12 protein-coding genes are annotated in these 12,190 nt (G+C 70.7%); all 12 read right to left on the minus strand.

What is annotated here, in order from left to right; all coding sequences use genetic code 11:
* Positions 1-3 precede the first annotated feature (3 nt).
* A complete protein-coding gene (locus ACTWQO_RS34625) occupies positions 4-1,023 on the minus strand; it encodes an ADP-ribosylglycohydrolase family protein (protein WP_443241337.1) in 1,020 nt (339 codons plus the stop codon).
* Positions 1,020-1,775 carry an NUDIX hydrolase gene (locus ACTWQO_RS34630; RefSeq protein WP_443241338.1) on the minus strand — a complete coding sequence of 252 codons (756 nt, stop codon included), beginning with the start codon at positions 1,773-1,775 and terminating at the stop codon, positions 1,020-1,022. The genes ACTWQO_RS34625 and ACTWQO_RS34630 overlap by 4 nt, the downstream gene beginning before the upstream one ends.
* A 79-nt stretch (positions 1,776-1,854) precedes the next feature.
* A complete protein-coding gene (locus tag ACTWQO_RS34635; protein ID WP_443241339.1) occupies positions 1,855-3,279 on the minus strand; it encodes a DHA2 family efflux MFS transporter permease subunit in 1,425 nt (474 codons plus the stop codon).
* A gap of 51 nt (positions 3,280-3,330) precedes the next feature.
* On the minus strand, positions 3,331-3,888 hold the full coding sequence (locus tag ACTWQO_RS34640) for a TIGR03086 family metal-binding protein (protein WP_443241340.1): 558 nt from the start codon (positions 3,886-3,888) through the stop codon (positions 3,331-3,333).
* A complete protein-coding gene (locus ACTWQO_RS34645) occupies positions 3,885-4,847 on the minus strand; it encodes a sigma-70 family RNA polymerase sigma factor (RefSeq protein ID WP_443241341.1) in 963 nt (320 codons plus the stop codon). The genes ACTWQO_RS34640 and ACTWQO_RS34645 overlap by 4 nt, the downstream gene beginning before the upstream one ends.
* A gap of 96 nt (positions 4,848-4,943) precedes the next feature.
* Positions 4,944-6,032 (minus strand): pseudouridine synthase, encoded by a 1,089-nt coding sequence (locus ACTWQO_RS34650; protein WP_443241342.1) that lies wholly within the window; start codon positions 6,030-6,032, stop codon positions 4,944-4,946.
* A gap of 11 nt (positions 6,033-6,043) precedes the next feature.
* Entirely contained in the window at positions 6,044-6,694 is a 651-nt protein-coding gene (gene scpB / locus ACTWQO_RS34655; RefSeq protein ID WP_443241343.1) for an SMC-Scp complex subunit ScpB, read from the minus strand.
* Positions 6,691-7,824: a segregation and condensation protein A gene (locus ACTWQO_RS34660; RefSeq protein WP_443241344.1), complete on the minus strand. Its 1,134-nt coding sequence runs from the start codon at positions 7,822-7,824 to the stop codon at positions 6,691-6,693. The genes scpB and ACTWQO_RS34660 overlap by 4 nt, the downstream gene beginning before the upstream one ends.
* An 18-nt stretch (positions 7,825-7,842) precedes the next feature.
* On the minus strand, positions 7,843-8,433 hold the full coding sequence (locus ACTWQO_RS34665; protein WP_443241345.1) for a hypothetical protein: 591 nt from the start codon (positions 8,431-8,433) through the stop codon (positions 7,843-7,845).
* Positions 8,418-9,554, minus strand: a complete 1,137-nt coding sequence (locus ACTWQO_RS34670) for a ParA family protein (protein ID WP_210574614.1) — start codon at positions 9,552-9,554, stop codon at positions 8,418-8,420. The genes ACTWQO_RS34665 and ACTWQO_RS34670 overlap by 16 nt, the downstream gene beginning before the upstream one ends.
* A gap of 415 nt (positions 9,555-9,969) precedes the next feature.
* Complete coding sequence (gene ald, locus ACTWQO_RS34675) at positions 9,970-11,094, minus strand: alanine dehydrogenase (protein ID WP_443241346.1); 1,125 nt, start codon at positions 11,092-11,094, stop codon at positions 9,970-9,972.
* 130 nt (positions 11,095-11,224) lie between these two features.
* Positions 11,225-12,190: tetratricopeptide repeat protein (locus ACTWQO_RS34680; RefSeq protein ID WP_443241347.1), on the minus strand; the 966-nt coding region annotated here is incomplete at its 5' end.

Here is a 12,190-nt window from a genome sequence, read left to right on the forward strand (position 1 = left end):
GGGTCAAGCGTCCCAGAGGGCTCCGAGGGTGAGCAGGTCGCCTCGGTACTCGATTCGGTCGGCCCACTCCGTGGGCCATGCGTCGGCGCCGAGGTATGCGCCGGCGAACGCGCCCGCGAGGCAGGCGATGGAGTCCGAGTCGCCGGAGGAGCAGGCGGCGCGGCGCAGGGCGGTCAGGGGTTCGTCGACGAAGAGCAGGAAGCACAACAGTCCGGTCGCCAGGGCCTCTTCGGCGATCCAGCCCGCACCGGTGGCCAGGCACGGGTCGGTCTCCGGCGACACGGTTCGTACCGCGTCCTGGAGACGGTCGAGCACGGCCAGGCACTCGTCCCAGCCGCGCGCGATGAAGTGCTCGGCCGTCGGGTCCTGGCCCCGCGTCCACAGGTCGCCGAGCCAGCGGTGGTGGTATGTGGAGCGGTGCTCCAGGGCGTACGACCGCAGCAGCCCGACCAGTCCGGTGGGCTCGGCGCCCTGCGCCAGCAGACGTACGGCATGCGCGGTGAGGTCGGACGCGGCGAGTGCCGTCGGGTGCCCGTGAGTGAGCGCGGACTGCAACTGGGCGGCGCCCGCGCGCTGTTCGTCGCTGAGGCCGGAGATGAGACCGAGGGGCGCCACGCGCATGTTGGCGCCGCAGCCCTTGGAGTCGATCTGGCTGGCTTGCTGCCAGGGGCGGTCGTCCTCCAGCAGGACACACGCCCGGATGCAGGTGTTGCCGGGCGCCCGGTTGTTCTCCGGGGAGCGGTTCCAGGCGATGAACTCCTGCCGTACGGACTCGGCCATCGCCGACGGTTCGAGCACTCCCCGGTCCATCGCCGCCCGCAGCCCCTTCCCCAACGCCAGCGTCATCTGCGTGTCGTCCGTGACGATCGCGGGCCTCGGCAGCCCCATCTCCCGCCAGGGGCCGAACTTGGCGAGGATCGACGGCACGTCGTTGAACTCGGTGGGGAAGCCGAGCGCGTCGCCGAGGGCGAGTCCGGTGAGGGCTCCGGTGGCGGCGCGCTTGGCGACGGTCGTGGCGGTCATACGGGGCGTCCTTCCCGGGACGGTCGGAGGAGGGGCGGATGCAGGGCCGTGGCGGTGCCCGCGCGGTACAGCGCGGCCGGTTTGCCGCGGCCACCGGTCAAGCGGGCGGCGCCGGGGACCGGTTCGACGAAGCCCGGCGTGGCGAGCACCTTGCGCCGGAAGTTGGGCCGGTCCAACGCGGTGCCCCACACGGCCTCGTAGACCTGCTGCAGCTCGCCGAGGGTGAACTCGGGCGGGCAGAAGGCGGTGGCGAGGCAGGTGTACTCGAGCTTGGCGCCGACGCGGTCGTGGGCGTCGGCCAGGATGCGGTCGTGGTCGAAGGCGAGGGGCTGTGCCATGTCACATTCCACCTGAGGCTGTGCCATGTCACATTCCACCCAGCGCGCCTGCGCCGCGTCGCTGCCGGCATGCGCCTCCGGCGCGTTCGGCAGCAGCGCCGCGAACGCCACGGACACGACCCGCATCCGAGGGTCGCGGTCGGGCTCGCTATAGGTCCGCAGCTGCTCCAGATGCAGCCCGGAGACGTCCACCAGACCGGTCTCCTCGGCGAGTTCACGCCGGGCCGCCGTCTCCGCCGACTCGTCGGGCTGCACGAAGCCGCCGGGCAGCGCCCATTGTCCGGCGTACGGCTCCTGCCCGCGCTCGACGAGCAGCACGTGCAGTGCGCCCGCGCGCAGGGTCAGGACGGCGAGGTCGACGGTGACGGCGAAGGGTTCGTGCGCGTACTTGTCGTAGCCGGTCGGCACGGTCACATCCGCTCGCCCCCTTTATGGTCAGTGCGACTAATAGTCACCACGACTATAAAGGGGGCGACGGGACTGTGCAATCCCCTCAACTGGCCCCGCGCGACGGTGCGAACGCCGCAGCCGCCGCTCCGATCGCCGCGATCCCCGCCGTCACCCACAGCGCCGGACCCGCTCCGTCGACGAAGGTCTCCGGTGTGGCGTAGCCGCCGTACGTCGTGAACACGGCCGCGGCGACGGCCACTCCGAAGACCCCGCCCAGCTCGCGCAGCGCGTTGTTGACCCCGGCCGCCACACCGGCGTCACCGAGCGGCACGGACGCGGTCACCGCGTTGGCCACGCTCGGGAAGACCATGGAGATGCCGACGCCGGCGATGATCAGCGGGCCGACGAGACGGTCGTATCCGACCCCCGGTTCGACCTGCCAGGCCAGCAGTGCGAGGCCGGTCGCCTGCAACACCAGGCCGCCCAGCATGAAGGGCCGGGTCCCGTACCGGTCCGCGAGGGCTCCGGCGATCGGCGCGATCAGGAGCGGCGTGGCGTTCCAGACGAGGATCCGCACACCCGCCTCCAGCGGGTTGTAGCCGAGCCCGAGCTGGAAGAGCTGCGTGGTCATGAAGAGGGCGCCGAGCAGCGACGCGAACAGCATGAAGGCCGAGGCGTTGGCGGTGGAGAAGGAGCGCCGTCGGAAGTACTCCAACGGCAGCATGGGATAGCGGGCACCCTTCCACTCCCACCTGAGGAAGGCCGCCACGAACACGACACCGACGGCCAGCGCGGCCAGCGTCTCGGCGCTCCCCCAGCCCACCTCGGGCGCCCGCACCGGAGCCCAGGCCAGGCCCGTCAGCCCGACGGCCACCAACACCAGCCCCACGATGTCGAGTTGGGGCCGGGTGCCATAACTCTCGCGCAGCTTGGTGGCGGCGAGGGGCAGCATCGCCAGACCGATGGGTACGTTCAGCCAGAAGATCCACTGCCAGGACAGGCCCTCGGTGACGGCCCCGCCCAGTACCGGTCCGGCCGCGACGCCGAGCCCGGTCACCCCGCCCCACACCCCGATCGCCACGCCCCGCTTCTCGGCCGGGAACGCCTCGCTGATGAGGGTCAGGGTGAGCGGGAGGAGTACGGCCGCCCCGGCGCCCTGCACCACGCGCGCGGTGATCAGCTGGCCCGGGCCGCTCGCGAGGGCCGCGGCGGCGGAGGCCAGGGTGAAGAGGGCGAGCCCTGCGACGTACATGCGCCGCCGCCCGAAGCAGTCGCCGAGCGCGGCGCCGGTCAGGGTCAGACAGGCGAAGACGAGGTTGTAGGCGTTGATCGTCCACTCCAGCTGGGACAGGCTCGCCCCGAAGTCGGCCCGCAGCGCGGGCAGCGCGGTGGCGACGACCACGACGTCCAGGGAGCACAGCAGGGCCCCGAGCCCGGCGAGGATCACCGTCCACGCGCGCAGGGGTGGTGCCTTCGCGGTGGGCTCGGTGCTCTTCGTGCTGAGGGGGACCTTGAGGGTCTCGGTCATGACAGTGCCTTCCGTGAGTTCTTGAGGTCACTCACGGAAGGCAGACCGGGCTCACTCCGGAAAGGAATCGCGGCGCCCGAGGAATGCCAGCAGCCGTGCTTCCGGCCGCGCGGACATGGGCACGGCGAGCTGCGCGGCGAACCGCACTCCCCGGTCCGCGTCCGCCACGACATGCCGGGCGACGGGCAGCAGCTCGACCGCGAGCGGGCCAGGAATGTGCCGTGGCCGCCCGCAGGCCTGGGCCACGTCCCAGCCGTGCACGGCGATCTCGACGGCACCCACGGCGGCCATCACCCGCACGTCCAGCGGCCGTTCGCCGACCAGGACCCGGTCGCGGCGACCGGACGCCGCCCAGGCGCCAAGCACCGCGCACGCGCGCGTGCGCACACCGCACGCCGGGTCGGCTCCAGGACGCGTGGGCAACAGTCCGACCCGTCCGCCGGTCAGCCCCTCGTGCAGCGCGTCCAGCGAGTCACCGAGATGCCCGAGCAGATCCTCCAGGTCCCACTCCGCACACGGCGTCCGGCGCCCCAGTCCCGCCCGTTCCACCCCGGCCACGCACCCCAGCGCGTAGGCGAGTGAACGCTCCAACAGCTCCCCGGAGTTCACGAGACCACCTCCGGCATCCCGAAGCGGTCGAAGAGTCCCGGATCGAAGAAGACGGTCATCCGCGCGACCGCGCCGTCCGACACCGTGAGCACCTGCATCGAGTGCGCCCGGTAGACGCCGTCCGCTTCCCGCTTGTACATCGCCGCCGCCGGCTGTCCGTTCGCGCGCGTGGGCAGCATCCGGACGAGACCCTTCTCGCCCACCCGCGGCTCCAGGAACCGCAGCACGTTCTTCCTCCCGCTGAACCACTCCAGATAGGGCGGCATCTCCAGTTCGACGCCGTCCTGGAGCAGCCCGACCAGCGCGTCCATGTCGGCGTTCTCGAAGGCGGCCACATACCGGTCGAGCACGTCGCGGTCGGCCGCGCCCTCCGGCTCCACGACGAGGTCCTCGTCCGGGGCCAGCTCGTCGAGCCGGGCACGCGCGCGTTGGAGGGTGCTTTTCACGGCCGCCGTCGAGGTCCCGAGGAACGCGGCGACCTCGGCCGCCCGCCATGCCAGCACGTCCCGCAGGATCAGCACGGCCCGCTGCCGCGCGGGCAGGTTCTGCAGCGCGGCGACGAGCGCGAGCCGCAGACTGCCGCGCGCGGCGACGACGGTAGCGGGATCGATGAGCGAATCCGGCAGCGGCTGCAGCCACGGAACGTCCGTCGCAGGCGCCCTCAGCGGCTCCTCAGGCGCCTCTGAGGGCGCCCCGAGCCCGCGGGGCAGCGGACGGCGCGTACGGCTCTCCAGCGCCGTCAGACACGTGTTGGTGGCGATCCGGTGCAGCCAGGTCCGCAGCGAGGCCCGGCCCTCGTAGCCGTTGTAGGACCGCCACGCCCGCAGATACGTCTCCTGCACCAGGTCCTCGGCCTCGTCGACCGAGCCCAGCATCCGGTAGCAGTGCGCCAGCAGCTCCCGCCGGTACGGATCCGTCAGCCGTACGAACTCCTCGCGGTCCGTCGTCGTCGCAGCCATGCCGCTCCCTCCGTCACCGATAAAGACCGCGGGGAGCGCGAAAACGAATCGGCCGGCCCGAAAGAAAATCCGGGACCGGCCGTCACGTACCGGTTTCTAGAGATCGACTTCGTTCATCAGCATCCCGACCTCGGTGTTCGACAGCCGTCGCAGCCAGCCCGACTTCTGGTCGCCCAGGGTGATCGGGCCGAAGGCCACGCGCACCAGCTTGTCGACCGGGAAGCCGGCCTCCGCGAGCATGCGGCGCACGATGTGCTTGCGCCCCTCGTGCAGAGTGACCTCCACGAGGTAGTTCTTGCCGGTCTGCTGGACGACCCGGAAGTGGTCCGCGCGCGCGTAGCCGTCCTCCAGCTGGATGCCGTCCTTGAGCTGCTTGCCCAGGTCACGCGGGATCGGGCCCGTGATGTGCGCGAGGTAGACCTTCTTCACGCCGTACTTGGGGTGGGTCAGCCGGTGCGCCAGCTCGCCGTGGTTGGTGAGCAGGATGACGCCCTCGGTCTCGGTGTCGAGCCGCCCGACGTGGAAGAGCCGCGTCTCGCGGTTCGTCACGTAGTCACCGAGGCACTGACGCCCCTCGTTGTCCTCCATCGTCGAGACGACACCGGCGGGCTTGTTCAGCGAGAAGAACTGGTACGACTGCGTGGCGACGGTCAGCCCGTCGACCTTGACCTCGTCCTTCTCCGGGTCGACCCGCTTGCCCTGCTCCAGGACGATCTCGCCGTTGACCTCGACCCGCGCCTGCTCGATGAGCTCCTCGCAGGCACGCCGGGAGCCGTAGCCCGCGCGCGCGAGGATCTTCTGCAGCCGTTCGCCCTCCTGCTCGGCGCCCGGGAAGGTCTTGGGCGGCTTGACGTCCTTCTTGCCCGCGTACCGCTCGCGGTTGCGCTCCTCGGCCCGCGCGTCGTACTCACGGGACGTGGCCGGAGCCCAGCGCCCCCGCCCGGCGCCCTGGCCCTGCTTGGGCCCGCCCTTGGCGCCCCCGCGCGCGGAGCTGCCGCGCCCGGACTTCGGGCCCTCATGGCTTCCGCCGGGGCCCACGTCGTAGCGGCGCTCCTCGGGGCGGGGCTTGCTGGGACGGCCCTGACCCTGGCCCTGCCCCTGCTTCTGGTCCCTGTTGTTGCCGGCACCGCGGTTGTTACCCCGCCCGCCGGTCCCGCCACTCTTGCCGCTGCCGCTGCTTCGCATCAAAGTTCCGTCTAGTCGTCTGCGTCGTCTGCACCGGGCGCATCGGGTGCGTCCGGGTCGAACGACGGCACCCCTTCCTGGGTCTCGGCCTCGATCGCCTCCGCCTCCGGGAGGAAGGGCGCGAGCTCCGGGAGCTCGTCCAGACCGCGTAGGCCCATCCGCTCCAGAAAGTAGTTCGTCGTCGTGTACAGGATCGCACCTGTTTCGGGTTCCGTGCCCGCCTCCTGGACGAGACCCCGTTGGAGGAGGGTCCGCATGACCCCGTCACAGTTCACTCCGCGCACCGCCGAGACGCGGCTGCGGCTGACCGGCTGCCGGTACGCCACGACCGCCAGCGTCTCCAGTGCCGCCTGCGTGAGCCGGGCGGTCTGGCCCTCCAGGGCGAGCCGCTCCACGGCGGGCGCGAACTCGGGGCGGGTGTAGAAACGCCAGCCGCCGGCGACGAGCCGCAGCTCGAAGCCGCGCCTCTGCACGGTGTAGTCGTCGGCCAGCTCCCGCAGCGCCTTGGTGATCTGCCGCTTGGGCCGCTCCAGTATCTTCGCGAGGTGCTCCACGGTCGCGGGTTCGTCGACGACCATGAGGACAGCCTCCAGGGCGGGCTTCAGCTCCAGATCGGCGACGGCACGCAGCCCGGCCGGCAGCTCGGTGATCTCCTCGCTCACGCCTTCTTCTCCTCCTTGGGCGGCTCGGGCGGCCGGTCGAACTCGTCGGTCACCATCGGCTCCGCGTCCCCCTCCCCACCGGTCCAGCGCACCATCAGCTCCCCGAGGGCGGTCTCCTGCTCCAGCGCCACGGCCTTCTCCCGGTACAGCTCCAGCAGCGCCAGGAAGCGGGCTACGACCGTCAGCGTGTCCTCGGTGTCCTCGATCAGCGAGCGGAAGCTGGCCTCGCCGAGTTCCTTCAGGCGCGCCACCACGATCCCGGCCTGCTCCTGCACGCTGACCAGCGGCGCGTGGATGTGGTCGACGTACACCTGCGGCTTGGGCTTGGGCTGCATCGCCTTGATGGCGAGCTTGGCGAACCCTTCCGCCCCGATGCTGATGACGACCTCGGGCAGCAGCTCGGCGTGGTGGGGCTCCAGTCCGACCGTACGGGGATAGCGGCGCGCCTCCTCGTCCAGCCGGCGGCTGAAGATGTCGGCGATCTGCTTGTAGGCGCGGTACTGCAGCAGCCGAGCGAAGAGCAGGTCCCGCGCCTCCAGGAGGGCGAGGTCCGCCTCGTCCTCGACCTCCGCGGAGGGCAGCAGACGCGCCGCCTTCAGATCGAGCAGCGTGGCCGCGACGACCAGGAACTCGGTCGTCTGATCGAGGTCCCAGTCCGGACCCATCGCCCTGATGTGCGCCATGAACTCGTCGGTGACCTTGGAGAGGGCCACCTCGGTCACGTCGAGCTTGTGCTTCGAGATCAGCTGGAGGAGAAGGTCGAAGGGGCCCTCAAAGTTGGACAGCCGAACCTTGAAGACACCGTCGCCGGGTTCCTGGGAGTCGGAGACTGCCTCCGGCGGTGGGGCGACCTCGGGCCCTTCGGGTTCGGCAGCAGGCGGTTCCGGGCCATCGCCGCCGCCGTTGTGGGCAGGCGTTCCGCTGGGGGTCCCCCCAGGCCCTTCAGGCACTGGGGGAGGAACGGGTGGGCACAACGGCCCACCGGCGGATGCCGAAGACTCGGCCTCAGCCACCGACAAGCTCTCCGCAGGAGACGAAGAAACCGGCTCGACCCGCGGAGCGCCCCGCCCCAACGCACGCCGACGGCCGGCGGAGCCGGACGCGGGGGCGGGAAGGTCGTTCGAGGTCATAGCCCCCGCAGGCTACCGCTACCGCCCACGGAGCCGGCGTACGAGGATGCTCGCGTCCCCACGGGACTCCAGGTCGGCCAGCACCACGGCCACCGCCTCGCGCACGATGCGCCCGCGGTCGACCGCCAGCCCGTGCTCACCGCGGAGCACCAGACGTGCGTGCTCCAGGTCCATGAGTTCCTCGGCGGACACGTACACGGTGATCTTCTCGTCGTGCCGCTCCCGGCCGCTGGGCCGGCGCGCGGCGGCCCGTCCGCCGCGCTGCTTGCGCGGCGCCGCGGACGCGTTGGCGGCCGCCGCCGCGCCAGAACCTTCCTGCGGCCCCTGACGTCGCGCGGAGCGCTCCGCGGCGGCGGCCCGGTTTCGCGACTCTCCGGCATCGACCGACTCCGCGTCGGCCGCGGCATGCTCGGCCCCGTCGCCGTCACCGCCCTGCGCGGGCACCGACTGCGGCGCGTCCTCCGCGGCGGCGCCGTCGCTCTCCCCCGCCGGAGCCGGCACCCGGGCCTCGCCGTTGGCCTGGCGCCGGGGAGTGGACGCCTGAAGCGCCATCCCCCCTGTCGTACGGAACAGTTCGTCGGCCCCCGGCAGACTCACTCGGCGTGACACCGGGCGAGCACCTCCCTGGCGAGCTGGCGATAGGCGGCGGCACCGACGGAGTTGGAGGCGTACGTGGTGATCGGTTCACCGGCGACCGTGGTCTCCGGGAAGCGGACCGTGCGGCCGATGACCGTGTGGTAGACGTGATCGTCGAACGCCTCGACGACACGCGCGAGCACCTCACGGCTGTGCACGGTGCGCGAGTCGTACATCGTGGCGAGGATCCCGTCGAGCTCCAGCTCCGGGTTGAGCCGCTCCTGGACCTTCTCGATCGTCTCCGTCAGCAGCGCCACGCCACGCAGGGCGAAGAACTCGCACTCGAGCGGCACGATCACCTTGTGAGCCGCCGTCAGGGCGTTCACGGTGAGCAGGCCGAGCGAGGGCTGACAGTCGATCACGATGTAGTCGTAGTCGGCCATCAGCGGCTTGAGCGCCCGTTGCAGCGTGGACTCGCGCGCGACCTCGGACACCAGCTGTACCTCGGCGGCCGACAGGTCGATGTTGCTCGGGAGCAGGTCCATGTTGGGGACCGCGGTCTTCAGGAGCACCTCGTCCGCCGCCATGCCCCGCTCCATGAGCAGGTTGTAGACGGTGAGGTCGAGCTCCATCGGATTGACGCCGAGACCGACCGACAGCGCGCCCTGCGGGTCGAAGTCCACGAGCAGGACTCGGCGTCCGTACTCCGCGAGCGCGGCACCCAGGTTGATGGTCGACGTCGTCTTGCCGACGCCGCCCTTCTGGTTGCACATCGCGATGATCTTCGCGGGACCGTGGTCGGTCAGCGGACCCGGGATCGGGAAGTACGGCAGCGGCCGTCCGGTCGGGCCGATGCGCTCACGGCGCTGGCGGGCAGCGTCGGGCGCGAGCGTGGCCGCGTACTCGGGGTCGGGCTCGTACTCCGCGTCGGGATCGTAGAAGTGCCCGTCGGGCAGTTCGTCGTAGTCGGCGAAGTGGTTGTGGGGCGCGCCACTTCCGTCGCCGGCCATGGCGTTCACGTGATGGCCATCCATGCTCTGGTGTGCTGGCTGAGTCACACCTGACTTCAAGTGACTCTGTTGGGCTGCGAAGGTGCGCACCGCTACGGAGCCGACAGCCTCGAACCCCGCGGGGCGCTCGGCCCGTGCAGGCATTCCTGGTTGACCACCCCCGGGAGAAAATGTCGACTCATTCACAAGTCGTCTTACCTCCTTGGTGACCAGGAAACTTCTAGACAGGTCAGCGTGGCACCATGCCGACGGTTGGCGACTCTATGGCGTGTCGGGCGTCCGCAGCAACACAATCCGCCGGACCCGGCAGGATGTGTCGGCAATGAAACATCCCTCTGTCAAGGGCGTACGGCCGTCGCACGGCAGGTTTCACCGGTGTACGAATCGGTTCAAGGGTTACGTTCGAGGCGAGTTGACCGAGAGCCGCAAAGTGACCATACACACACTCGGCCGGACCTTGTCGGGCAAGGTCCGGCCGGGTGGGCGAGGTTGACGGGCCGTGTTGACGTATCGCCTTTACGAAAAGGTGACTTAGCCGCGCGGGCCGGCCCGGCGCGGCTCAGCCGAGCAGCGACTCCAGCTCCACGTGCTCCAGCCCGTGCGCCTCTGCGACCTCGCGGTAAACCACCTTGCCGTCATGGGTGTTGAGGCCCTTGGCGAGCGCGGGGTCACGGCGCAGCGCCTCGACCCAGCCTCGATTCGCGAGCTCGACGATGTACGGCAGCGTCGCGTTGGTGAGCGCGTAGGTGGAGGTGTTGGGCACCGCGCCGGGCATGTTGGCGACGCAGTAGAAGACCGAGCCGTGGACCGGGAAGGTCGGCTCGGCGTGGGTGGTCGGACGCGAGTCCTCGAAGCAACCGCCTTGATCAATCGCGATATCGACAAGAACACTTCCCGGCTTCATCCGCGAGACGAGCTCGTTGGTGACCAGCTTCGGCGCCTTGGCGCCCGGGATGAGCACGGCGCCGATGACGAGGTCGGCCTCAAGGCAGGCCTTCTCGAGTTCGAAGGCGTTGGAGACGACGGTCTGGATCTTCGTACCGAAGATCTTGTCGGCTTCCTTGAGCTTGTTGATGTCGCGGTCCAGCAGGGTCACGTGGAAGCCCATGCCGATGGCGATCTGCGCGGCGTTCCAGCCGGAGACGCCGCCGCCGATGACGACGGCCCGGCCGGCCAGCACGCCGGGAACACCGCCGGGCAGCACACCGCGGCCGCCGTTGGCACGCATCAGGTGGTAGGCGCCGACCTGCGGGGCGAGCCGGCCCGCGACCTCGGACATAGGGGCGAGCAGCGGGAGGGCACGGGTCGGCAGCTCGACGGTCTCGTAGGCGACCGCGGTCGTGCCGGACTCCAGCAGCGCGTCGGTGCACTCCTTGGACGCGGCAAGGTGCAGGTAGGTGAAGAGCGTCTGGTCCTTGCGGAGGCGGTGGTACTCCTCCGCGATGGGCTCCTTGACCTTCAGCAGCAGGTCGGCGGTGGCCCACACCTCGTCGGCGGTGTCCAGGATCTGAGCGCCGGCGGCCACGTACTCGGTGTCCGGGATCGAGGAGCCGACGCCGGCGTTGCGCTCGATGACGACCTGGTGGCCGTGGCGCACCAGCTCGTGCACGCCGGCGGGGGTGATGGCCACCCGGAACTCGTTGTTCTTGACCTCGCGGGGGATGCCGACCTTCACGTCGATCACGGTCCTTGGCTCAGAGGGTGCATTACAAGACTTACCCGGACGTGCGTGGGCACACCAGGAGACACCGCAGGAGAAGGTGCGGCAGAGCCAGTCTAATGAAGGTGTTCCCGCTGTCTAGCCTTTCATTGCATCAACCTTCGTCGGATGTACTGCGGATTTCGCAGGTGTTAGGACCTTGTTCCGGCTCTGGATCACTCTCCGGGAGCTCCTCACCCAGCATGCGCTCGGCCGCCCCGCGATGCAGTCGAGCGGCCGTGGGGTCGCCGAGACGGTCCAGCGTGTCGGCGAGCCTGAGCTGCAGCGCGGCCTGCAGCCGTACGTCCTCGGCCCGGCGCGCCCACTCGATCGCCTCGTGACAGGTGCGCAGCGACTCCTCGGGCCGTCCCGCGTACTCCTGGACCCGCGCCAGCTCGCTCAACGCCCGTGCCTGGGCGGCCACATCGCCGTTCTTGCGGTATCCGGCGACCGCGGCGCGCCAGCAGCGCAGCGCCTCGCCATAACTGCCCGCATAGGTGTGGGCCGCGGCGATACGGCCGTACAGCCGGGCGACGTCCTCGCGCTCGCCGCGCGCCAGCCGCTCGGCCAGCGCCCGGCCGAACCAGTCGGCGGCCCGGTCGTAGTCCCCCAGCTCCTGATGCGCGCCGCCTACGGATTCCATCGCGCGCCCGGTCGCATACGGATCGTTCGCTTCGCGTCCGGCGTCCAGAGCCGCGCGATAGCGGACCAGCGCCTCGGCCGTACGGCCGGTCTGTGCGTCCAGATCACCGAGGTTCAGCAGCGCGGCGGCCTTCTCGCGGGGCAGCTTGCGGCGCTCGGCGACATCGAGGACCAGCCGGTGGATGTCGTACAGGTCGGACGCGGCGGCCCGGGTGCCGAAGTGGGCCGCCATCGCCCGCACCAGCTGGGCCATCAGGCGCCGGGCCAGGGTGTCCAGCTCCCCGTCGGCGACCGCGAGCCGCGCCGACGCGAGCAGGGCGGGCCTGCGGACGGTCAGCCAGTCGGCAGCCGCGCGCGGGCTGGGGAAGCGCAGGGAGCGCGGTATACCGACGAGTTTCTCCCGCGCGAGCGGGCTGTCGGTCTCGGTGATCGCCAGACA

Origin of the sequence: Streptomyces sp. 4N124, from assembly GCF_052245395.1 — a bacterium.
Classification (GTDB): Bacteria; Actinomycetota; Actinomycetes; order Streptomycetales; family Streptomycetaceae; genus Streptomyces.